This is a genomic window from Protofrankia sp. Cr2 (assembly GCF_963555885.1).
Lineage (GTDB): Bacteria > Actinomycetota > Actinomycetes > Frankiales > Frankiaceae > Protofrankia.
This window is the reverse complement of record NZ_CAUVXG010000030.1, coordinates 1-21,659: the sequence shown is the minus strand read 5'-3', so window position 1 is coordinate 21,659 and position 21,659 is coordinate 1. Positions and strand designations below refer to the sequence as shown.

Annotated in this window: 18 protein-coding genes and 1 pseudogene; 8 read left to right on the top strand and 11 right to left on the bottom strand. The window is 68.4% G+C overall.

The annotated features are described in order from the left end of the window. Positions 1 to 61: 61 nt before the first annotated feature. Complete coding sequence (locus tag U9978_RS14715) at positions 62 to 535, bottom strand: hypothetical protein (protein WP_322761689.1); 474 nt, start codon at positions 533 to 535, stop codon at positions 62 to 64. Positions 536 to 960: 425 nt separating this feature from the next. On the opposite strand from U9978_RS14715, the gene U9978_RS14710 reads away from it, so the two are divergent. Further along, complete coding sequence (locus U9978_RS14710) at positions 961 to 1,302, top strand: Lsr2 family protein (protein WP_322750006.1); 342 nt, start codon at positions 961 to 963, stop codon at positions 1,300 to 1,302. Positions 1,303 to 1,563: 261 nt separating this feature from the next. Here the strand turns inward: U9978_RS14710 and U9978_RS14705 are convergent, their stop codons facing one another. Next, a complete protein-coding gene (locus U9978_RS14705) occupies positions 1,564 to 2,991 on the bottom strand; it encodes an aminopeptidase P family protein (protein ID WP_416210972.1) in 1,428 nt (475 codons plus the stop codon). Between the two features lie 278 nt (positions 2,992 to 3,269). Here U9978_RS14705 and U9978_RS14700 point away from each other — a divergent pair, with 278 nt between their 5' ends. Together U9978_RS14700 and U9978_RS14695 are read left to right on the top strand one after the other, a co-directional pair. After that, complete coding sequence (locus U9978_RS14700) at positions 3,270 to 4,394, top strand: CaiB/BaiF CoA transferase family protein (RefSeq protein WP_416210973.1); 1,125 nt, start codon at positions 3,270 to 3,272, stop codon at positions 4,392 to 4,394. 106 nt (positions 4,395 to 4,500) lie between these two features. Then, positions 4,501 to 5,658 (top strand): LCP family protein, encoded by a 1,158-nt coding sequence (locus U9978_RS14695; protein ID WP_322761686.1) that lies wholly within the window; start codon positions 4,501 to 4,503, stop codon positions 5,656 to 5,658. Here the strand turns inward: U9978_RS14695 and U9978_RS14690 are convergent. The 4 genes from U9978_RS14690 to ppgK all read right to left on the bottom strand — a co-directional run bounded on the left by U9978_RS14690 (position 5,652) and on the right by ppgK (position 9,514). After that, positions 5,652 to 6,767, bottom strand: a complete 1,116-nt coding sequence (locus U9978_RS14690) for a YihY/virulence factor BrkB family protein (RefSeq protein WP_416210971.1) — start codon at positions 6,765 to 6,767, stop codon at positions 5,652 to 5,654. The genes U9978_RS14695 and U9978_RS14690 overlap by 7 nt on opposite strands. Positions 6,768 to 6,927: 160 nt before the next feature. Next, positions 6,928 to 7,131, bottom strand: a complete 204-nt coding sequence (locus tag U9978_RS14685) for a hypothetical protein (RefSeq protein WP_322761685.1) — start codon at positions 7,129 to 7,131, stop codon at positions 6,928 to 6,930. A gap of 153 nt (positions 7,132 to 7,284) precedes the next feature. Next, positions 7,285 to 8,511 carry a septation protein SepH gene (sepH, locus tag U9978_RS14680; RefSeq protein WP_322761684.1) on the bottom strand — a complete coding sequence of 409 codons (1,227 nt, stop codon included), beginning with the start codon at positions 8,509 to 8,511 and terminating at the stop codon, positions 7,285 to 7,287. 190 nt (positions 8,512 to 8,701) lie between these two features. Continuing rightward, positions 8,702 to 9,514, bottom strand: a complete 813-nt coding sequence (gene ppgK / locus U9978_RS14675; RefSeq protein WP_322761683.1) for a polyphosphate--glucose phosphotransferase — start codon at positions 9,512 to 9,514, stop codon at positions 8,702 to 8,704. Between the two features lie 153 nt (positions 9,515 to 9,667). Between ppgK and moaA the strand changes: the two genes are divergently transcribed. Together moaA and mobA are read left to right on the top strand one after the other, a co-directional pair. After that, positions 9,668 to 10,654, top strand: a complete 987-nt coding sequence (gene moaA / locus U9978_RS14670) for a GTP 3',8-cyclase MoaA (protein WP_322761682.1) — start codon at positions 9,668 to 9,670, stop codon at positions 10,652 to 10,654. Further along, on the top strand, positions 10,651 to 11,265 hold the full coding sequence (mobA, locus tag U9978_RS14665; protein WP_322761681.1) for a molybdenum cofactor guanylyltransferase: 615 nt from the start codon (positions 10,651 to 10,653) through the stop codon (positions 11,263 to 11,265). The genes moaA and mobA overlap by 4 nt, the downstream gene beginning before the upstream one ends. 53 nt (positions 11,266 to 11,318) lie before the next feature. Here mobA and U9978_RS14660 read toward each other — a convergent pair whose 3' ends face one another. Together U9978_RS14660 and U9978_RS14655 are read right to left on the bottom strand one after the other, a co-directional pair. Continuing rightward, positions 11,319 to 11,771: a hypothetical protein gene (locus U9978_RS14660; protein ID WP_322761680.1), complete on the bottom strand. Its 453-nt coding sequence runs from the start codon at positions 11,769 to 11,771 to the stop codon at positions 11,319 to 11,321. 75 nt (positions 11,772 to 11,846) lie between these two features. Further along, positions 11,847 to 12,560, bottom strand: coding sequence for a DUF5995 family protein (locus tag U9978_RS14655; protein ID WP_416210970.1), 714 nt, complete (start codon positions 12,558 to 12,560; stop codon positions 11,847 to 11,849). A 219-nt stretch (positions 12,561 to 12,779) separates the two neighbouring features. Here U9978_RS14655 and U9978_RS14650 point away from each other — a divergent pair, with 219 nt between their 5' ends. From U9978_RS14650 to U9978_RS14640, 3 genes are all read left to right on the top strand, one after another. Further along, positions 12,780 to 15,365, top strand: coding sequence for an EAL and GGDEF domain-containing protein (locus U9978_RS14650; RefSeq protein WP_322761678.1), 2,586 nt, complete (start codon positions 12,780 to 12,782; stop codon positions 15,363 to 15,365). A gap of 110 nt (positions 15,366 to 15,475) precedes the next feature. Next, complete coding sequence (locus U9978_RS14645) at positions 15,476 to 16,186, top strand: hypothetical protein (protein WP_322761677.1); 711 nt, start codon at positions 15,476 to 15,478, stop codon at positions 16,184 to 16,186. Between the two features lie 10 nt (positions 16,187 to 16,196). Continuing rightward, a complete protein-coding gene (locus tag U9978_RS14640; protein WP_322761676.1) occupies positions 16,197 to 18,509 on the top strand; it encodes an AAA family ATPase in 2,313 nt (770 codons plus the stop codon). Here the strand turns inward: U9978_RS14640 and U9978_RS14635 are convergent. The 3 genes and pseudogenes from U9978_RS14635 to U9978_RS14625 form a co-directional block, all read right to left on the bottom strand. Continuing rightward, on the bottom strand, positions 18,443 to 19,765 hold the full coding sequence (locus U9978_RS14635; protein ID WP_322761675.1) for an MFS transporter: 1,323 nt from the start codon (positions 19,763 to 19,765) through the stop codon (positions 18,443 to 18,445). The two genes, U9978_RS14640 and U9978_RS14635, sit on opposite strands and share 67 nt — an antisense overlap. 151 nt (positions 19,766 to 19,916) lie before the next feature. Then, on the bottom strand, positions 19,917 to 21,308 hold the full coding sequence (locus tag U9978_RS14630) for an acyl-CoA carboxylase subunit beta (RefSeq protein WP_322761674.1): 1,392 nt from the start codon (positions 21,306 to 21,308) through the stop codon (positions 19,917 to 19,919). A gap of 146 nt (positions 21,309 to 21,454) precedes the next feature. Further along, positions 21,455 to 21,659, bottom strand: a pseudogene (locus U9978_RS14625) (beta-ketoacyl-ACP synthase); the annotation flags it as partial.

The window sequence follows — 21,659 nt, the reverse complement described above, 5'->3', positions numbered from 1 at the left end:
GGGCCAAAGGGCGCGCGAGGATCGTCAGATCGCGCGCCCGCAGGCTGCAGTTTCTCTGGAATCAGCGGGAACGGGCGTCGTCCAGCAGGGCCCACAGCCACCCTGGCCCGGCGCTGGCCGCGCCCGCGGCAGCGGCCCTACGGCGAAGCTCCCGGTCGGCGGTGACGACGAGAACCGGACCAACCTGTCGGTGGATCTGGTCGACCACGGCATCGTCGCCCGAGCCGGCCGCGTGGACGACCACAAGCCGGGCGATGGTGGGATCCGGTCCCGCGGGAACCCCGGCTCGGGCCACGCCTTCGAGCACCACGACCAGCCGGGCGGGCGGAGCCCGGTGGCGCGTCCCCTGGTGGCTCGTATCCGGGTCGAGCTCGGACGCGCATGGGTAGAGCTCAGACAGCCGGAGCTCAGGCAGCCAGAGTTCAGACAGCCTTTGGTGGAGGCGTAACGCGGCACCCGCGCGGTCGCGCCACCATCCGTCCGGGCGGGCTCCTATCACATTTGCGGCATCGACGATCCATGTCCGCTCATCCATCGTGCTCCCCGCTCTCGACGCTCTCCCCGCTCTACCAGACTGTGAATCGGATGAGCCCAGCCGCGGCCCGTTCGTGGTGTAAGACATTCGCCGGCGCGGATCCTTGATGGCGTTGCGTGGTGCTCACTCTGCCTTCCGGACCGTGACATCCTTGTCTGTGCCGACGACCGGCGTTTCGGATCGGAAGTCGCGATTCGGCGACAACGCATGATCAAAATTTATCCCGACGGTGGCACCCGCTCCTTTGGGTTGACGTGACTCACGTCAACCCGATGCCTCTTGTGTGGCGTCCATGACGCCGCGCAGAGCATGTCCGTGGGCGATGCCAGTCGCGCGTGTCCGAACCAGCCGTTACAGTTCTTCCTGATGACGTGGTAATAATAGTCCCGAGAGTTCCTGGGTTCGCTGACCTGAAGGAGAGTGGCATGGCGCAGAAGACCATCGTGTCGTTGATTGACGATCTCGATGGACACGAGGCTGATGAGACTGTTCGGTTCGGACTGGACGGCGCTTCGTACGAGATCGATCTGTCCGAGAAGAACGCCACCAAGCTGCGTGAGTCGTTGGCTCCGTTCGTTGGAGCGGCGCGTCGGTCCGGTGGCCGGGCAACTGCCGCCCGGCGTGGCCCGCGTGGCGCTTCTCGCCGTACCGGGGGTACAGACCGTACTGCCGACATTCGTGAGTGGGCGCGCTCGAACGGTTACACGGTCAGTGACCGCGGTCGTATCGCATCCAACATCGTCGAGGCGTACGACAAGGCTCACTGAGTGGCTCTCGGTCGCATTCGTCCAGCTGGCCAAAGGCCGCGCGATCATAGCTCTATTTCGCGTGACCGGAGGCCACAAGGGACGCGGTGCGACCGAGCAGCGGCCCATGGAGCGGTGGGGTTCTGCCGCGGTGGTACCGGCATACGGAGGTCGGACCTCTGGTTGGTACCACTTGCGTCCCATATGGGGGTATGTGGCAACCGCTGTTTCCTGGGCGACAGGTTGAGAAGTCGACATCCTGTCGCCCAGGTCATGTGTGGCTCAGGTCCGATGCTCGGCCATCCAGGTTTCCACCGCCGCAGCGTCGCGCGGAAGAGCCTCGGACAGGTTGCGGTGGCCGTCGTTCGTGACGAAAATGTCATCCTCAATCCGGATGCCGATCCCGCGCAGCTCGGGGGGCACCGTAATGTCATCGGGCTGGAAGTACAGGCCCGGCTCGACGGTCAGCACCATCCCGGCTACGAGCGGGCCGTCGCGGTAGGTCTCGTCACGGGCCTGTGCGCAGTCGTGGACGTCGAGTCCCAACATATGTGACGTTGAGTGCAGGGTATACCTGCGATGCATGCCGGCGTTCGGGGCTTGCGGGTCTTCTGCCAGCGACTCATCAACGCTCACCGGAAGCAGGCCCCAGTCGTGTAGCGCCTCGGCTATCACCCGCATTGCCGCTCGGTGCGGGTCACCGAACTTTGCGCCCGGTCGCACCGCGGCGATTCCCGCCTGCTGGGCCGCATGGACCACGTCGTACACCTGACGCTGCACCTCGCTGAAATGTCCGTCCACGGGCAGGGTGCGTGTGATGTCGGCGGTGTAAAGCGAGCGGGACTCCACGCCCATGTCCAGCAGGGCGAGGTCCCCAGGCCGCACCGGCCCGTCGTCACGGACCCAGTGCAGGACGGTTGCGTGGTGGCCGCAGGCAACGATCGATCCGTACCCGACGTCGTTGCCGTCGACCCTCGCCCGGCGCCAGAACGTGCCTTCCAGCCACCGTTCGCCGTTGGGCAGGCTCATCGCGTGGTCCAACTCACGTACACATTCGGAAAAGCCGAGCACGGTGGCCGCGACCGCGTTCTCCAGCATCGCGGTCTCGTAGTCGTCCTTGACCAGCCGCAGCTCGGCGAGGGCCTGCGCCAGTTCCAGGTCCCGGTCGGGCGGCCTGACCGCGCCCGGCGCGGATCTCTCCGCGCCGGCGGGGGAGTAACACAGGACCTGGCGGTCCACCGTGGTGTCCATGCCCCGCACGATCCGGGTCGTCGCCGGGGACAGCCGTGCCAGCGCGTCGGTCAGTTCGTGCAGCGGCCGGCACTCGATTTCGAAGGCCGCCGATCTCTCCCGGATCCCCGGGCGCGGACCGACCCACAGTTCGCCGTAACGCCGGTCGGTGTAGAAGGCCGAGGATGAACGATCCGACCGGTCCGCGACATACAGCACGGCTTCGTGGTCGCCGGCCGAGCTTGGCCGGAGAATCACCACTGCGTCGGGCTCATGACAGCCGGTCAGCCAGAAAAAGTCGCTTCCCGGTCGGAACGGATAATCTGTGTCGTTCGCACGCACCCGGAGCCCGCCGCTGGGTATCACCAGTGTTTCGGCCGGGAAACGCGTGCCCAGCAGGGCACGTCGCTTGGCCGTGTATGGCGCGACGTCATCACGCGACGGCGTCATCGTGGGCAGCGGGGCCCATCCGCCGGCCATGAATCGACGGAAGGCAGCCGGTGGCTGGTGATCGTGACTGGCCTGTCCCTCCCCACCGGCTTCTCCTTCGGTGCTGGCCGGGGATGATGGGACGGTTGACGTGCTGCCAGCCGCGACCGTACTGCCCGGGACCGGGGTTCGACTATCCGCGACGGTAAGCAATGTGGATCTGTCGGAGGAAGGCGGGGTTCCGCCCGAGTGCGTACTCATAGTTCCAACGGTAGGCTGTGGCGCCCGGTACGGGTAGCGTCGCAGGAGTGTCCGTGCCGCCGGGTCCTATGGATGGTCTTCTTGTCGTCGATCTCACGCGGGTATTGGCCGGGCCGTTCTCCACGTTGATGCTTGCCGACCTCGGCGCCCGGGTCATCAAGGTGGAACGGCCTGACCACGGAGATGACTCCCGATCCTACGGTCCGTTCATGGACGATCGGTCGCTGTACTTCGCCCGGGTGAACCGTGGCAAAGAGTCGGTTGCGCTCGATCTGAAGGATCCGGACGATCACGCGACGTTACTGTCCATCATCGACCGGGCCGATGTGCTGGTCGAGAACTTCCGGCCCGGCGTGATGGACCGGCTCGGTCTCGGCTGGACCGCGATGTCGCAGCGCAATCCTCGGTTGGTTTACGTGAGCATCTCGGGTTTTGGGCAGACCGGCCCCTGGCGAAGCCGACCCGCCTACGACGCGGTCGTGCAGGCCGCCGCCGGCATTATGTCGATCACCGGTTCGCCCGACGGTGAACCGGTGAAGCCGGGAGTCCCGATCGCAGACCTCGTCGCCGGGATGTACGCCTTCGGCGCCATCGGGGCCGCACTGCACGGACGGAACACCAGCGGACGCGGCACCTATATCGACATCGCCATGTTCGATGCCACACTGTCGTTGCTCGAAGGTGCCGCGTTGTCCTATCTCGCCACCGGCACAACCCCGCCACGCATAGGCAACGCACATTACTCGATCGCACCCTTCGACACGTTCGCGTGCGCGGACCGGAGTATTGTGATCTGCGCGGCAAACGACGGGCTGTTCGCCCGGTTGTGTCGGGCGCTGGATCGTGCAGATCTCGGGACCGACCCCCGCTTCGCCACCAACGGCACCCGGCTGGCCGGCCGGGAGTCGTTCAAACGCGAAGCGGAAGACACGCTACGCACCCGGCCAGCCGCGCAATGGCTCGCGATTCTGCACGAGGCGGGCGTACCGTGTGGCCTCATCAACGACGTCGCCGAAGCGGTCTCCTCGGACCAGGCCGGTTTTCGGCACATGGTGGTGGAAGCCGGGGGCCTGCCGTTGCCTGGCAATCCGGTGAAGATGCCCTATTGGCCGGATCCCTCGATCCGGCCGCCCGCTCCCGAACTCGACGCGGACGGCCCGGCCATCCGGGCGGAGTTCAACGGTCACCGATGATCGCAGCTGTCGCGGACGCGACAGCTGCGCCGGGGAACTTCTCCTCGGCCGCGGAACGTCCACAGGATTGGCGTAGGTGCCACGATGGTGCGGTGGGCGAGGGGACATGACCATGACGTGGCCGCCGGACGGCCAGGGCCAACGTGCCACGGTGGAACGGCCGCACGGCCGCGATGCGACGTCCACCGGGCGTCGCCTGGTCACCGTTGTCGCGGGGCTTCTCTCACTCCTGCTGTTGGTCGTCTCCGCCGGCGGTTGGCTGGCCCTGCGTTATTACGACGGTAAGGTCACCCGCGTCCCACTGCGCTTCCCTGCCGCCGACCGGCGGCCGGCCGACCCGGGTGGGGACACCCAGAACATCCTCCTGGTCGGGTCGGACAGTCGCGCCGGGACCGCCGGCGAGTTCGGCGAGGTCGACGGTCAACGGTCGGACACCACGATCCTGGCGCATCTGGACGCGAACGGTTCCACCACGCTCGCCTCGTTTCCGCGGGACCTGTGGGTGACGATCCCCGCCTACACCGATGCCGCGGGACACAACCACACCGGGGGAAAGTCGAAGCTCAACGCAGCCTTCGCCCTGGGCGGACCGTCCCTGCTGATACGCACCATCGAGGGCCTGACGAAGATACGCATCGATCACTACCTCCAGATCGACTTCATCGGTTTCCAGCGGATGACCGATGCGCTGGGCGGGGTGACCGTGTGCGTGAAGCCGCTGCCCAACGGGAGCAGGAGCAACCTCGACGACAAGATGTCGGGTTGGCACGGCCAGGTGGGCGACAACTCGCTCAACGGCGAGCAGGCCCTGGCCTTCGTCCGGCAGCGATACGGTCTGCCCGAAGCGGACCTCGACCGGATCCGCCGCCAGCAGCAGTTCATCGGCGTGATCTTTCGGGCGGCGACGTCGACCAGCACGTTGACCAATCCTGTCCGGCTCGGCTCGCTGATGAACGCGGTCACCTCGGCCGTCAGTGTCGATGACGCCACGTCGCTGTCGGACCTGGCGCCGCTCGCGGTCCGGCTGCGCGGTGTCGGGACCGGCGGCGTGCGTCTGGCGACCGTTCCGACATCGCCCGGCAAGATCAGCGGCCAGTCGGTGCTTGTCACCGATCCCGACAAACTCGCGTCGTTCGTGGCCGGTCTGAGCGGTCCGCAGCCGTCCGCGTCCGCCGCGTCGGCCGTCGTCCTGGTGGCTGCAGCGGTCCCTGCCGCCGCCACCACGCCCGCGGTAGCGCCACCGGTCAGTTCGTGTACCTACTGAACGTCGGGTACCTGCTGAACGTCGGGTACCTGCTGAACGTCGGGTACCTGCTGAACGTCGGGTACCTGCTGAACGTCGGGTACCTGCTGAACGCGGCCGCGCCACCGGGAGTGCGAGTGGGAGCGTGCAGGGGCGACGCCGATGCCTGCAGACGATGACGGCGGGGATTCGCCGGGCGCCACCACGGCCTTGGTCATCCCGTCGATGGCGGCGTTGAGTTCGGCGCCGAGCAGGACCGCGAGCGCGGTGATATAGAAAAAGAGAAGCGCCGCGACCGGCGCTGCCACCGAACCGTAGATCAGCTCATGGCCGAACACGGTTTCCAGGTAGAGACGTAGCAGGTAGCTGCCGACATTCCAGACCACCATGGCCAGCAGCGCCCCGGGCAGCGCGCGCCGCCACGGCCGTCTGGACGGCAGGGCCAGGTGGTAGAGGGACGCGAGCATCGCAAGTGAGAACACGGCGACCACCGGCCAGAACAGGATCTTCAACAGCCAGCCCACGACGTCGTGGTGTTCCGCGTCGAGTATCCGGGAGATCAGACCCGGCCCGAGGACGAGCGCCGGCAGGAGGATCACCCCACTGGCCACCTGCGCGAGGTAGAGCCGCAGCGCCAGCAGCCGGCTGCGTACCGCTGAGCGCAGCTCACGCTGTCCGGAGGCGATCGTGATCGTGTTGACGTAGGTGGCCATCGCCGACGATCCGGTCCATAACGACAGCAGGAAACCGATCGAGATCACGTCCGGGCGTCCGTGGGTGAGGATCTCGTTGATCGTCGGGCGGACCACGTCGTCGACGACCGCGGGCGTCAGCAGGTCGTTCGCCCCGGCCAGCAGGCTCTGACGAACGCTGTCGACGGCATCGGCACCGAGTGCATCCCCGATGTACCCGATCGTGCCGAGGACCGCCAGCAGCAGGGGCGGAAGGGACAGCAACTGCCAGAAGCCCGCCTCGGCCGCGAGCCCGAGGACGCGATCGCGCCACGCCCCCGCGACGGTCTGACGGGCGAGAGTGACAACACGCATGGACACCAGTGCGCGCGAGGTGGCCACCGCCTTCGGCGGCCGGGCCGGTGGCCCCGCGGGTAGCGCTCTGTTCGCCGTTGGCACGCGACCCACGGTACGGCCCTGGGATGGGGGACACGCTCAAGCTCGGCGGAAGGTGGCCCTTTTTACCCGCCGACGAGGGGCGCCATATCGGGGTTCCTGCCGGATCGGTGAAAGCCGATCTGGCAGGTCCGGCCGCTGACGCACTGTAGGAGACGAAGGTTCAGGGGGAAATGGTCAGTTTGTCGGTTTCGTCATGGTATTCAGCAGCCAGGGCCCGTAGCTTGGAGTCGTGGGACTTGGCGTGGTGTCGGCAGAACAGCAGTTCGCCGCCACCGGGAAGCACGACCCGCACATACGCCTGCGCGCCGCACCGGTCGCACCGGTCGAGGTTGGTCAGCGTCGGTTTGGTAGTGGTTCCAGTCACACCATCTTCAACAGTCTTCGTCGGGATTTGGTTCCGCGCCGTCGGTGTGACGGTTCCCTCACGGATGCCTTGACGAATGACCGACGTCGGCGGCTACAGTCGCGGCTGCTCGCAGCACCCCGGAAAGCCCGCAGGTGGCGACGGGACACCTCGCTACGGGCGCCGGGCGCCGAAGACGATATCGTCCCAGGCCGGCACGGACTTGCGGCCGCGGCGACCGCCGGCGCCCCGGTCAGCCGGACGACCGGGAGCACTCTGACGCCCCCGGGTCCCAGGCGACGACTGTCCGGCGTCGTCGTCGATGTCGGCCGCTGCCTCCGGGGTGGAAGGTGGCTGCGGTGCGGACTCCGCCAGACCGGATCCCGTGGGATCGGCCACCGCCGGATCAGGTCCGCCTGGATCCGCCACGATCGCTTCGGGCGCCGGGGCAGGCACGGTCACCGGGATGACCGGCACGCTCGGTGCGACCGGTACCGGCCGGACGCCGCGCACCTCCGCCACGGGCGCAGCGGGTTCGCGTCGTTGGGGCTGCACGGATCGGACCAGCGCGGCCGGTGGGGCCGGGGTGGCCGCGGGAGTCGGGGTGCGTGCGGGCGCCTCGCCGCGGGCGGCGGGCCGGGACACGCCGTGCGTCCGCCCCCGTGCCGCCGCAGGCTGGACCTGCGTGGGCGGCGGCACCGCGACCGGCGGATGAGCAACCGGCGCAACCGGCGCAGCAGCCGGCTCCTGCACAAGGGTCAGCGCGGGACCGGGCGGCCGGGTGGCGCCGGTCTGTGTGGGCAGCGGTGTGGGCAACAGCGGTGCGGTGGGTTCAACCGGTACCTCAGGAGTCACCAACGCCCGGGCGGCATCATCGTGCGGGCGCACCCGACGCACCACCGGATCCCAGGTCCAGCGCGCGCACCGGCTCTCCGAGGTCAGCTGTACCAGCCAGATCCCGTCCACCCGGCGCCAGGCGTCCCACTGTGCGCCGTCGGGGTCGTCCTGCGCGGCCATCAGCCGGGCGTCTACAACCTCGCCCAGCGGCCGGCCCGGGGCGCCACCAGGGTCCTTGGGTAGCAGCGCCGCGCGCGCCTCCTGTACCACCCGGGCCCGCTCGGCCAGCACCGGTCCCTCGTAGCGCTCCACCCGCTCGACCGGAATGCCCGCTACCCGCGCGACCTCGGCGGTCGTCTCACCAGCTCGCAGGCGCGCCTGGATCTCCCGTGGGGTCAGGGCGCTCTCCTGGCGTACCTCACTGCGTCGCGCCCCGCGCAGCGCCGCTCGCAACCGGTCGTCAACCGGTACCCGGAATTTCTCCGCGTCGGGTCCGCTCACGGTATCGGCGAGCACGAGGTAGCCGCCGTCCTCGCTGAGCGCGACCGCTCGCAGCTCACGCATGGCGCCTCCTCATCGGCGTCGTCCGAGCCCGCCATGGCACGTTTGGTAACGGTGAGTGTCCGGATTCTCGAGCCGGCCGCTCATGCTTACCACCACAGCTTGCCATCGACACACCGGTGGTGTCTCACCCCGGGAGCCGACACGCTCTGTCGGCCTCCCGCCGACACCGCGCGCAGCCCGTTCTGGGTGGTCAGGGACGGCGGCCACCGGGGGGTCGGGTGGCCGGTGGCCGGCGGCGCGGTGCCCTCGCCGGCACCTTGGGACGGGTCTGATCGCCCGCGGCGAACAGCGCGGCCCCGACGATTCCGGCATCGTTCTGCAACTGGGCGGGGACCACCTTCGTGCGGACGTCGAGACGATCGAGAAAGCGATCCGCCTTTCGGCTCGCGCCGCCGCCGATGATGATGAGATCGGGCCACAGCAGCGCTTCGAGCGCGCTCAGATAGCGGCTGACCCGCTTCGCCCACTTCTCCCAGGAAAGATCTTCGCGTTCGCGGGCTGCCTCGGAGGCCGACGTCTCCGCCTCCCGTCCACCGATCTCAAGATGGCCGAACTCGGTGTTCGCAAGGAGCTGGCCATGAAGGAACAGCGCTGTGCCGATACCGGTTCCGAAGGTCGTCATGAGGACGACACCGCCGACGTCGCGACCGGCACCGAAGGTCATCTCGGCGATTCCGGCGGCGTCGGCATCGTTGATCACCGTTACCCCGCCTGGTAGGACCGCTCCGAGGGTGGCCGCCAGGTCGGTGTCCACCCAGCTCGGGTCGACGTTCGCCGCGGTCTTGGCAATCCCGTCCTTGACTACAGCGGGAAAGGTGGCTCCGACCGGACCCGTCCAGCCGAAGTGGGCCACCACGTCCGCGACGGTCTTGGCGATGGCGCCCGGTTGTGACGGCTGCGGCGTCGGGATCCGGATGCGGGGGGCGGCGAGTGTCCCTTCGTCGATGTAGACGGGCGCACCCTTGATGCCGGTACCACCGATGTCGACACCGAAGACCTGCATTTCGCCTGTGCCCTCCCGTTGCCGCCGACCCGAGCCCACTCCACCATAGATCCGCACGCCTCGCCGGCCCATCGGGGTGTGACACCGGTATCCCGGCCCGATCTTCTCGCGTCACGCCGCGTCCCCTATTGCCGGGCGCTCTAAGCTGGGAAGGTGGCATTGTGGGACACCTTCGGTCGGGTCGCCACCGATCTGCGGGTTTCGTTGACCGACCGCTGTAATCTGCGGTGCACCTACTGCATGCCCGCCGAAGGCCTGGCGTGGTTGCCGGGGGAGGAGACTCTGACCGACGAGGAGGTCGTCCGTCTCGTTCGGATAGCGGTCACCCGACTTGGGGTGACCGAGGTCAGACTGACTGGCGGTGAGCCCACGGTCCGGCCGGGTCTGGCCGGCCTTGTCGCCCGGTTGGTGGCGTTGCATCCGTGTCCCCATGTGTCCATGACCACCAACGGCACATCGCTGACCCGCCTTGCCGTTGCGCTGCGCGCCGCCGGCATGGAACGGGTGAACGTCTCTCTTGACACATTGCGGGCCGACCGCTACGTGGCGATTACTCATCGGAACCGGCTCGCGGACGCGTGCGCGGGCTTGGCGGCCGCGGCCGCGGCCGGGCTGGGACCGGTGAAGGTCAATGCGGTGCTCCTGCGGGACGTCAACGACGACGAGGCTCCTGCCCTGCTGCGATGGTGCCTGGAGCGGGGCTACGCCCTGCGCTTCATCGAGCAGATGCCGCTGGACCCTCAGCACAGCTGGGACCGTGGGGTGATGGTCACCGGGGCGGAGATCCTCGCCCGGCTGCGGTCGGAGTTCACCGTCACGGCATTGCCCGGTCGCGGCAGTGCGCCGGCCGAGTTGTTCGCCGTGGACGGCGGACCCGGCACGGTCGGCGTGATCGGCTCGGTGACCGCACCGTTCTGCGCCGCCTGCGACCGGGTTCGTCTTACCGCTGACGGGCAGGTTCGCTCGTGCCTGTTCGCCCGCGAGGAGACCGACCTGCGTACGCCGATGCGGGCCGGGGCCGACGACGCGCAACTCGCGCAGCTGTGGGCGGCTGCGGTCCGCGGCAAGCGCGCCGGGCACGGTATCGACGACCCCGCCTTTGCCCAGCCCTGGCGACCGATGTCGGCGATCGGCGGATGAGCTGGGACGCGCTGGTGCTCGCCGGCGGAACGGCCCGCCGCCTCGGCGGTGTGGACAAACCCGCGTTGACCGTCGACGGCCAGACCTTGCTGGATCGTGTTCTCGCGGCCGTGGACGGCGCGCGTGAAGTGATCGTGGTCGGACCGGCGCGCCGGGTCGCGGTGACACGCCCGGTGGTGTGGACCCGTGAGCGACCGCCGGGCGGGGGACCGGTCGCCGCGCTCGCCGCCGGTCTGGAGCTGGTGTGCGCACCCCTGGTCGCCGTGCTCGCGGCCGATCTTCCGTTTCTCACCGCCGCGACGGTCGCCGCGCTCGTGCGGGCCGTGGGCGGTGCCGGCCGGGACGCCACCGGTGCCGGCCGGACCGGCGATGATCCTCCGTGGGGCGCGCTCCTGGTTGATCCAACCGGCCGGCACCAGTACCTGACCGGGGTGTGGCGGACGTCCGCGCTGCGTGCGTGCCTCCCGGCGGCGCCGGCCGGAGTGTCGTTGCGGTCGGTGTTGGCGGGCCAGCGGGTGCTGGCACTACCCGCCGACGGGCGTACCACCCTGGATTGCGACGAACCGGCAGACCTGGAACGGGCGCGGCTGTGGGCCAGAATGGGTCCGTGAGCGCATGTGATGACTGGGTGGTCGACGCGGCCGGCGCGCTCTGAAACAGGCGGTCAGCGTACCCATACCGGTCCGTCCTCCAGCAGTGCCCGCATGTCGATCGCCATCGTGTGGACCGCGAGCGGGTCGTCCAGTCCGGCGTCGTCCAGGGTCGACCAGGACAACACATCCGCGTCGTCCGGCGCATGGTTGCGGCTGGGTACCGCGGCGCGGGGATTAACCGACCGTAGGCGCGGGAGGGCAAGGGTGGTCGCCGCGGCATCGGTGGCGTCCCCGGCATGGACGTCCCCGCCATCGACGTCCCCGGCATGGACGTCGCCGACCGGTGTCCCTCCTCGGGTGCGATCTGAGGAGGTGACGATCGACTGGTCCAGACCGGCGAGCCCGGCGATCACCACGAGCGCCGGCACGGCGAACAACGCCGGTCGCCAGGTGGTCAGGGCGACCATCGTGAAGACGATCATAATGGTGACCGCTCCGATCGCGTTGCGCTGCGCGGGCGGCAACGCCGGAACCTTTCGGCCGTGTCGGTAATGTCCCACCCAATCGAGTGTGCCCTATATCTCGTCCGCCCGCTTCCCCTATGGTCGGGCGCACCAGACGTCCCGGGGGACCGGCGTCGTCGCCGGCTGTTCGTCGGTGAGCAGTACCCGCAGCAACCGTGCGCGGATATCGGCGCTGGTCTCGATCGTGTGCACGACGACGGCGTACTCGTCGGTGCCCCTGGCTGCTACCAGGCGTTCGGCGTCGTGCCAGGCGTGTTCCCGCCATGCCACCAACATCCCGATCAGGTCGTCGCGGCCGAGACCGTAGCGGAGCGTCCCGTCATTCAGGTGCGGGTCGAAGCGGGCTGCCTCCTCCGTCAGCAACGGATCCATCACCCGCGCCAGGATCTCGTTGACACGGTCATGGTCGCCCTTGTGACTGCGTCCGTCGGGACCGGCCAAACCCAGCTCGGCGAGGACGAACGGCAGATCGCGGGTGACATGGGCGTTCATGCCGAGCAGCAGATCACCGGCGCCTGAGAGCGTTGTGGTGGCTGCCGCGGTGAACGCCACCCGCCAGGCTGGCGGCACGTCTCTCGGGCGGCCCGCCGACCACTGGTCGAATGCCCGGAAGTAGTACCGGGCGAACAGCGCGTCCTCGGCGTTGACCCACCCGGGATCGGCGAAGAAATCTTCGACCGCGGCCGCGTCGCGGAATGCCTCGGTCGTGCGCAGATAGGCGAGGGAGAAGATCACCCGATGGTCGCAGTGGTCCTCTAGTGGTCGAAGCTGGTTACGCATCGTTATCAACGTTTCCTGTACGCATCTCGGTGACCCGGTTGCGCACGGTGGGGGAAATCGATGTCCCGCGGGCTCTGCGGTGGCCCGCCCAGGTATCCCGGCCAGCAGCGAGCTAGCTGCCAGGAGTGTGATGACTGCGGTGCGTAGCCGTCCCATGGGCTTGCATGGTAGTCCTACTATCACTCAAAGCATTTACAGCCGGGCGAAGAGTCATGATAATGCTGCGCTATGTCCCTTCAAGGTCACAATCCGGTTGCGGTGACGCTGCCGCTGCGCGCGGAGCACCAGCACGCCATCACCGGACCGGTTGCATCGGATGGTCCCGGTCAGGGCATCCTGGACACCCTCACGGAGATCGTCTTCCAGACCGACGCCGAGGGACGCTGGACGTATCTCAACCGCGCATGGACAACGGTGACCGGCTTCGACGTCGTCGCGTCGCTGGGGAGTCACTTTCTCGACTACGTCCACCCGGATGAGTACGACCACACGGTCGCACTGTTCATGGCGGTGGTGGCCGGCGGTTCTGATCATTGCCGGCATGTGACCCGTTACCGGACCCGCGGCGGTGCCTACCGCCACGTCGAGATCCGTGCCAACGTGCTGCGGACACCGGACGGTGAGATATCGGGCAACTCGGGGACGATCATCGATGTGACCCGTGACCGGACTGATGCTGAGACGGTCGGTGAACACACTGCGCTGTTGGAGCTCGTTTCCGGGGGAGTGCCGGGCGCCGAGCTTCCCGTCGGTGTCCTGGTCTACGAGCGCGCGCTCGGTCTGCGTCGGACGTCGCAGGTCGTCGATCGCCTGCTCGGTGAGCGGCTACGGGTCGGCGAGCCACTGGACCGGCTGGGGATCCTGCTGCGGCCCAGCGGCCAGGGAGCCGCGTTGGACGGCGAGTGGGGGCTGATCGCCGCGGCGGCGCGGACCGGCCGGCCGCAGCACGGCGACGTCAACCTCGTCGGCCGAACCGACCTCGAGGCAGACCCGGGCCCGGACCCCGACACGGGGGTGCGCGGTCGAGCCGGGCCCGGCGGTGCGCGGGCGTTACGGGTCTCGGTGATCCCGCAGGTGGACGGGCGCCGGGAGCTGATGGCCGTTGTGCTGCAGGATGTCACGGACCTGCGGCGGGCGGAACGGCTGCAGTCGGCCGTCGCCCAGCTCGGTCAGCGTGCCCTCGGTGGGCTGGCCGCCGCGGACCTGCTCGCCGAGGCTGCCCGGTTGGTCCGCGTCACCCTGGATCTGCCCGGCTGCGAGGTGCTGGCGCCGACCGGAGGGGACAACCCGACCGATCCGGCACATCCGATGGCGGCGATCATACCGGTCGCGTTGGCGTCGGATGGTCCTACGGTCATCGAGCGTGGGGCTGCTTTCCACGGTGTTGCAGCCCGTATCGGCGCGGCTGGCCGCAGCCACGCCGTGTTGGTCGCGTACGCGCCGTACCGACGGGAGTTCGCTCCGGATGAGGTGGCTTTCGTCCAGTCCGTCGCCAACGTGCTGGCAGCCGCGCTCGAGCGGGATACGGCCGAGCGTGAGGTCCGCCACCAGGCCCGGCACGACCCGCTGACCGGTCTGGCGAACCGGGTCCTGCTGCACGACCGGATTTCACAGGCGCTGCGCGCGGTCGAGGTCGACGGCGGTGCGCTGGCCCTGCTGTTGATGGACCTTGATCGGTTCAAAGAGATCAACGACACGCTGGGTCACGGCGCCGGTGACGATGTGCTCCGCGAGGTGGCAGCACGGCTACGGCGCGCTACCGGTCCGGCCGCGACGGTCGCCCGCCTCGGTGGGGACGAGTTCGCGATCCTGCTGCCGTCGGCGCCGCGGGGAGCCGCTGACGCCCTTGCCGTCGCGAGCGGTGTGCGGGCTGCCCTGGCCGAGCGTATCGATGTCGGCACGCTTCCGCTGAGCGTGGACGGAAGTATCGGGATCGCGATCGCGCCTGGTGACGGGAGCGATCCGGGAACCCTGGTGCGGTGTGCCGACGTGGCCATGTACCGGGCCAAGCAGCTCTGCGTCGGGGTCGCGGTGTACGCCCCCGATGCCGACCAGAACCGCCGCGAGCGCCTTGAACTGCTCGGCGGCCTGCGCTCGGCGATCGCGGGCGGCCAGCTGGTCCTGCACTACCAGCCCAAGGTCGACCTGCGGACCGGGCGGACCACCGCGGTCGAGGCACTGGTCCGCTGGCAGCACCCGTCGCACGGTCTGGTCGAACCGGGGCGTTTCGTCCCGTTCGCCGAACAGAGCAACCTGGTCAGGCCGTTGACCCGCCGGGTCCTCATGCTCGCCCTGGATCAGGCTCGATCATGGTGGGACGCGGGTCGGCTACTGCCCGTGGCGGTGAACGTCTCGGCTCGGATGTTGCACGACGCAGAGTTGATCTCGACGGTGCAGGCGGAGCTGGACCGGACCGGCATGCCCTCACAGGCGCTCGAGCTCGAGCTCACCGAGAGTGCCGTGATGCTGAACACCCGCAACGCGATGAACGTCATCACCCAGTTGCGCCGCGCGGGAATCCGGATCTCCGTGGATGATTTCGGGACCGGGTACTCGTCCCTCGCCTACCTGCGCGATCTTCCGGTGCACGACCTCAAGATCGATAAATCGTTCGTGCTGAACGTGGCGCGTCGCCCCAGGGATTTCTCGATCGTGCGGTCCATCATTGATCTTGCGCACAATCTTGATCTTCGGGTGGTTGCCGAGGGCATCGAGTCGGACGAGGTCTGCAGCCTTCTTCGTGACCTCGGCTGTGACGAGGGGCAGGGCTTCTTTCTCGGGTATCCCGTGCCACCTGCAGATCTTGCGGCGTAGAACCGGCCCGGTCGATTCTATGGCATGGGCGTGGTCGTCTCGGTGAAGGTGCCACCCCGGGGGCTGTGCTGCACCATGGGCACAGCCTCACTAGCTTCTGGAGGTTGGCCGTGGGCGGGAGCACCAGCAGGCTACGGGGATGCGTCGCGTCGGCGGTTTCGGCGCTCCTGACGGCCCTCGTTCTCCTTGTCGGCTGCGGCTCGGCTCGTTATCAGTATGTGACGAACAGGGACGCCGGAACGTTTCTCAAGATCCCGAGTTCGTGGCAGCATCAGCCGATGGCCGGACCCGCGTTCGTCGGTATCGACGCCCGCAACCTCAGTCCGGAAGCCGCTCGGACGCTCGCCAGCCGCGAGTGGGTCGTGGGGATCGATGCCGCGTCGAGATTCGACGACAAGAACCTCCTGCTTCCGGACGCGGCCGACCCCAAGGGATTCGTGCAGGTCCGCCAGCTTCTGCCGGAGGAGGCGGCCACGTTGTCCACCAATGACCTGCGCAACCAGCTTGTCTCCATCGACCAGGAGATACGGGCGCAGGAGGAGGCGGTTCGGCAGAACCCGCAGCGGGCCCGGCTTGCTCCGGAATTCCTCCTCCTGGTGGACGATCTCGTCCACCAGGAGGGTGGTGTCCACGGCGTCCATCTGGTCTACCAGCTCCACCTGGGCACGGGTCTGGTCAACGTTGACCAGACGAGCCTGCTGGACCGCGATCAGACCAGGTTGTACCAGCTTGTATTCGCCTGTTCGTCATGGTGCTATGACCGGCATCGCGCCGAGATCCAGAAGGTTCAGACATCGTTCACGATCAAGCCGATCACCTGAGGTAATGATCATGAATCAGGCCCAGCCGGCGCAGCCATCCCCGTTCGGACCTGCCGCGTCCCCGCCACCGCAGCCGGCCCCGCCGGTGCGCAAGCCGCTGGTGCTGTGGGACAGGGTGAAGTTCCTGGTTCTGCTGGGTGCGCTGTTCGTGTTCGTGGTGGCCGCTGCCACGGCGGACAACCCGATCATGACCTGGACCGACGCCGTGCGTGAGCAGGCGTCGTCGAGCTGGTGGCTGCTGGCACTGATCGGGATCGAGACGGTTCGCCAGGTCCACATGTTGATCGGTGAGCGGTCCTCGGAGTACTACCTCTTCTGGACCGACAGGGTCTTCGGCCGGTTCGAGCGCCGCCTGCTCCAGCTCGACGACTGGAACCGCTACCGCATCAGCCGCGCACTGAAGTGGGCGGCGGTCGTCGCGATCTTCGCTTTCGTCTACGCCCGGATCAAGCACGATTCCGTCTTCCACGCGATCATCGGTCTCCCCGGCGACAGCTGGCACGCCGCCCCGTTCGTGGTGCAGATCGTATTGATCATGGGTATCACGATCGGGCAGTTCGCGCTGCTGTTCTGGTTCCTCTCCCGCGGCGGCGTGGACGTGTACTTCCCCGAGGACATCAAGACCCGGTTCACCGACGTCTGGGGCCAGGATCACGTCCTGTCCAGGGTCAAGGAGGCGGTCTTCTACCTGGAGAAGCCGCACGAGATCGAAAACCGGGGCGGCTACGTACCCGGTGGCATCCTGCTGTGGGGTCCACCCGGTACCGGCAAGACACTGATCGCGGAGGCGGTCGCAGGTGAGACCGGAAAGCCCTATGTCTTCGTCGACCCAGGCGCGTTTCGGGCCATGTTCTTCGGCGTCGGCGTGATGAAGGTCAAGGGTCTCTTCCGCAAGTTGCGCAAACTCTCCCTGCGGTACGGCGGCGTGATCGTGTTCTTTGACGAGGCTGACACTCTGGGTAACCGTGGCCAGCTCGCCGGCGATGTCGTCGGCCGCTCGACATCGGCGGGTGGCGCAGTCGGTGACCGGATCGGTCTGATCGACCCCGGTGACCCGTGTAACGGGATGACGTACGCGAGCACCTCGGCACGCCGGGCGTTGACCACTAAGGCCCGCTTCGTGGTTCCCGGCGGTGGTGGTGGTGGCCAGTCCGGTTTCGACGGAACGCTGCAGGCGCTGCTCACCGAGATGTCGGGTCTGACCAAGCCGCGTGGCTTCCTCAACCGGATCGTGCGGCGTGCCCTGGGCATGCGCCCGAAGCCGCCGCCGAAGTACCGGATCATGGTCATGATGGCGACGAACATGCCGCAGGCGTTGGACGAGGCGTTGCTGCGCCCCGGTCGGATCGACCGCATCTACAAGGTCGGCTACCCGAGCAAGGAGGGCCGGGTACGGACCTTCAACGGCTACCTGGAGAAGGTCCGCCACGAGGTGAGCGCCGATCAGGTCGAACGGCTCGCCGTGATGAGCCCATACGCCACCGGAGCGAGCATCAAGGACATGGTCAACGAGGCGCTCATCCAGGCGATCAAAGCTGGCCGTGAGGTGGTTACCTGGCCGGATCTGCTGCGCGCCAAGTCCATCAAGGAACACGGTCTGCCCGACGACCACGAGTACGTGGAGCGGGAGCGCCACAGCATCGCCCTGCACGAGGCGTGCCATGCGGTGGTCATGTACCGGTTGCAGAAGCACATGGTCATCGACATGGCGAGCATCGAGCGCCGTGGGGACACCGGCGGGTTCGTGGCTCCAGTGCCGTTGGAGGACAGGTTCGTCGACTGGCGGTCCGAGGTCGAGATCGACGTGATGACCTTCCTGGCCGCCATCGTGGGCGAGCGGATGTTCTTCGACGGTGACCACACCCAGGGCGTGGGCGCAGACCTGCACGCGGCCACCGAGCTGGTCGCCCGCAGCATCGGGCGACATGCGATGGGCAGCACCCTGACGTCCCGTCCCGCGCTGGCCGCTGCCTTTGACGGCAGTCCGGCGTACACCAGCGGCGGGTTCGTCGACGAGGTCGAGGCCAAGCTCCAGGAGCTCTATCAGCGGACAGAGGTCATCCTGTCGGACAACCGCCGGGAGGTTCTCGCGGTGACCCACGCACTGGAGACGAACAAGACCATCACCGGCGAGGACGTCGAAGCAATCATGGAGGGCACGCGCGGCCCCACCCTGGACGGCCGCCGCTACCATGAGCCCGACTTTCTTGACTTGGCGGAGGAGTACCACCTCAGGGCCGTCCAGGCGCACCGGGGTCACCCCAGCGAGCAGCTGCGGCTACCCGACCTCGGCAAGGCGGCGTCCTCGGCGGGGCCGGCCTGACCGGCCTGGCCGGCGGGACGGAGTAGCTGGCGCGCGCCGTACCCGGCCGCGAGGAGGGCGGCCAGTCCGCCGGTCGCCAGTCCCGCCCGGGCACCGAGCTCTTCGCTGATCCATCCGACGGTGGGACCCCCGACAGGCGTGCTGCCCAGGAAGGCCACGGCCCACAAGGCCATGATCCGGCCACGCATGTGGGGCGCGGAGGCGAGTTGCAAGGTGGCGTTCCCGATGGACAGGAACGCCACGCTGCCGGCGCCCACCAGCATCATCGCCACGGCGGCGAGATGGACCTCCGGCGCGACCGAGGCCGCCAGGATAACGATGCCGAAACCGGCGGCAGCGCCGACCAGGGCGCGCGGCGTCGCCCGGCCTCGTCTGGCGACGATCAGGCCGCCCGCCACCGCGCCGATGCCCATCGCCGCGGTGAGCAGCCCGTAGGTGCCGGCGCCGCCGTGGAACACCTCGCGGCCCAACAGCGGAAGCACGACGGCGAACTCGTAGGCGAGGGTGCCGATGACCGCCATCATGACCAGCGGAACCCGCAGCGCCGGGGTCCGTAACGCGTATGCCAGGCCCTCGCGGATCTGGCCGCGGGCCCGGGGCAGCGGGTCGCGCCGGCGAAGGGCACCCGGGTCGATCCGGATCAGGGCGACGATGGCGGCCAGGTAGGACGCGGCGTTGACCATGAAACAGACGCCGGTGCCGGCGACGGCGATGAGCACGCCGGCGATCCCCGGCCCCACCGCTCTGGCCGCGTTCACCGCCACCGACTGCAGGGATACGGCGTTGGCCACCGTGTCCGGGCCGACCATCTCGTGGACGAAACTCTGCCGGGTCGGGTTGTCCACCGCGTTCACGGTGCCCAGGCCGGCCGCGATGAGTGCCACCATCCACAACCGGACGACACCGGTCATGTCCGCAACGGCGAGGCTGGCGGCCAACAGCCCGGACGCAACCTGGGTATAGATCAACAGACGCCGCTTGTCGGCCCGGTCGGCCAGCAGCCCGCCGTAGGCGCCGAACAGCAGGACCGGCAGGAACTGCGCGGCCGTGACGAGCCCGAGCACCGTCCCGGACGCCCCGAGCGAAAGCGCCAGCCAACCCTGCGCGATCATCTGCATCCAGGTCCCGACCAGCGACACGACCTGTCCGCTCAGGTAGCGGCGGTAGTTCGGCACGGACAGCGCGCGCAGTGCGCCGTCGCGTCGTGGTTCCTGCCGGGGCGGGTTGACGGTCGTGGCGTCGCGCAGCGCGGTCATCGTTCCTTCCGGTCGTCACGAGTGAGGGCTTCACAAGGGACAACCGTCGTGCCCGTTTAGTTATTTCACCTCAGCTAACTATCTCGTCGGGCGTGCCGGTGGTCGCCGCGCCGTCGTCCCGGCTGGGCGGCCCGAACGACGGCGCGTGGTCCTACAGAGGGATGTTGCCGTGGACTCCACGGCCGGCCGGCGCCCCGGCGAGGGTTTCGGCGATGACCGTGCGGGTGGCGGCGGGCTCCACCACGGCGTCCACCACTCCCAGCTCCACGGCCCGGTCGATCCCGCCGACCATGCGCGTGTGCTCAGCGGTGAGCTCGGCAAGCACGGTCGGACGACGCTGAACCGGAACCTCCGCCAGCGTGCGCCGGTGCAGGATTCCCACGGCGGCCTCGGCGCCCATGACCGCGACCTCGGCGGTAGGCCATGCGTACACGGCGCTCGCGCCCAGACAACGGGCGTTCATCGCGATGTAGGCGCCGCCGTAGGCCTTTCGGGTGACGACGGTGACGCGGGGCACGGTGCATTCGGAGAACGCATAGAGCAGTTTCGCGCCGCGCCGGACTACGCCTTCCCACTCCTGGCCGACACCCGGGAGGTACCCCGGAACATCGACCAGCACGACCAGCGGTACTCCGAACGAGTCGCACATGCGCACGAAACGTGATGCCTTTTCGGCGGACGTCGCGTCGAGGCAGCCGCCGCGACGCAGCGGGTTGTTGGCGACCACGCCGACCGTGCGGCCGCCGAGCCGACCGAGCGCGGTGACGATGTTCGGTGCCCACTTGGGATGGAGCTCAAGCACGTCGTCGTCGAGGACACCGGCTACCAGCGGGCGTACGTCGTACGCGCGACGGGCTGACTCCGGCAGGAGGTTGGCGAGGTCACGATCCTGAACCGGTCCGAATTCACCCTGGTCGGAAAGTAGCGCGCACAGCCGCCGGGTGTCGGCGACCGCAGCCCCGTCGGAGTCACAGGTGATCGCGACCACCCCACTGCGGCGCGCGTGCACATCGGGTCCACCCAGACTGTCGGCGGTGCACTCCTCACCGGTCACCGTGCGGACGACGTCTGGACCGGTAACGAAGATCTTGGCATCCGGGCCCATGATGACGATGTCGGTCAGTGCCGGGCCGTATGCCGCGCCACCTGCGGCGGCACCCAGCACCAGGGACAGCTGCGGAATCCGTCCGGATGCCCGGACGGTGGCCGCGAAGACGCGTCCGACACCGTCGAGGGACGCAACGCCCTCCCGGAGCCGAGCACCGCCGGAATGCCAGATTCCCACCACCGGGGTGTCGAGGCGCACCGCGGCCTCGATGGCGTGGACGATCCGAGCGCAGCCGTCACGGCCCATCGCCCCGCCCTGGATGGTTGCGTCCGTAGCAAATGCGACGACCGGGTTCCCGTCGACGGTGCCCTTTCCAGCCAGCACCCCGGAGTCGTCCGCTGTGGCGAAGGGTTCAAATGAATCAGGATCGAAGAACTGGGTCAGTCGGGTCGATGGGGCACGCGGGTCAATGCGTTCGAGCGTGGAGAGACTCACCTTTTGTCTCCTTGAGATCATAGGTTCTCCGGCGGTACAAAGGAGACGACTCCCCTGTTCGTGGTCGGAGGCTCATCGGATCTCCGTGCGGACCTCACATCGTCGGGCTCAGATCCGCATGGGCGACCACGTCAGGGTGTGAAGGGTCAGGGTGTGAAGGCGAGGCAGACGTCGTGCCCGCCGAAACCGAACGAGTTCGACAACGCCGCACCGGTCGGGATGGCCCGGTTGTCGATGGCCACCACATCCAGATCGATCTCGTCGTCGAGCGCGTCGAGGTTGCGGGTGGCCGGCACCGTGCGGTCGCGCAGCGCCAGGACGCAGAACACCGCCTCGACCGCGCCGGCCGCG

Excerpts from the sequence above, each read along its gene's own strand:
- U9978_RS14715 (WP_322761689.1), bottom strand. The coding sequence starts at position 535 with ATGGATGAGCGGACATGGATCGTCGATGCCGCAAATGTGATAGGAGCC.
- U9978_RS14710 (WP_322750006.1), top strand. The coding sequence starts at position 961 with ATGGCGCAGAAGACCATCGTGTCGTTGATTGACGATCTCGATGGACAC.
- U9978_RS14705 (WP_416210972.1), bottom strand. The coding sequence starts at position 2,991 with ATGGCCGGCGGATGGGCCCCGCTGCCCACGATGACGCCGTCGCGTGAT.
- U9978_RS14700 (WP_416210973.1), top strand. The coding sequence starts at position 3,270 with ATGGATGGTCTTCTTGTCGTCGATCTCACGCGGGTATTGGCCGGGCCG.
- U9978_RS14695 (WP_322761686.1), top strand. The coding sequence starts at position 4,501 with ATGACCATGACGTGGCCGCCGGACGGCCAGGGCCAACGTGCCACGGTG.
- sepH (WP_322761684.1), bottom strand. The coding sequence starts at position 8,511 with ATGCGTGAGCTGCGAGCGGTCGCGCTCAGCGAGGACGGCGGCTACCTC.
- ppgK (WP_322761683.1), bottom strand. The coding sequence starts at position 9,514 with ATGCAGGTCTTCGGTGTCGACATCGGTGGTACCGGCATCAAGGGTGCG.
- mobA (WP_322761681.1), top strand. The coding sequence starts at position 10,651 with ATGAGCTGGGACGCGCTGGTGCTCGCCGGCGGAACGGCCCGCCGCCTC.
- U9978_RS14650 (WP_322761678.1), top strand. The coding sequence starts at position 12,780 with ATGTCCCTTCAAGGTCACAATCCGGTTGCGGTGACGCTGCCGCTGCGC.
- U9978_RS14640 (WP_322761676.1), top strand. The coding sequence starts at position 16,197 with ATGAATCAGGCCCAGCCGGCGCAGCCATCCCCGTTCGGACCTGCCGCG.
- U9978_RS14635 (WP_322761675.1), bottom strand. The coding sequence starts at position 19,765 with ATGACCGCGCTGCGCGACGCCACGACCGTCAACCCGCCCCGGCAGGAA.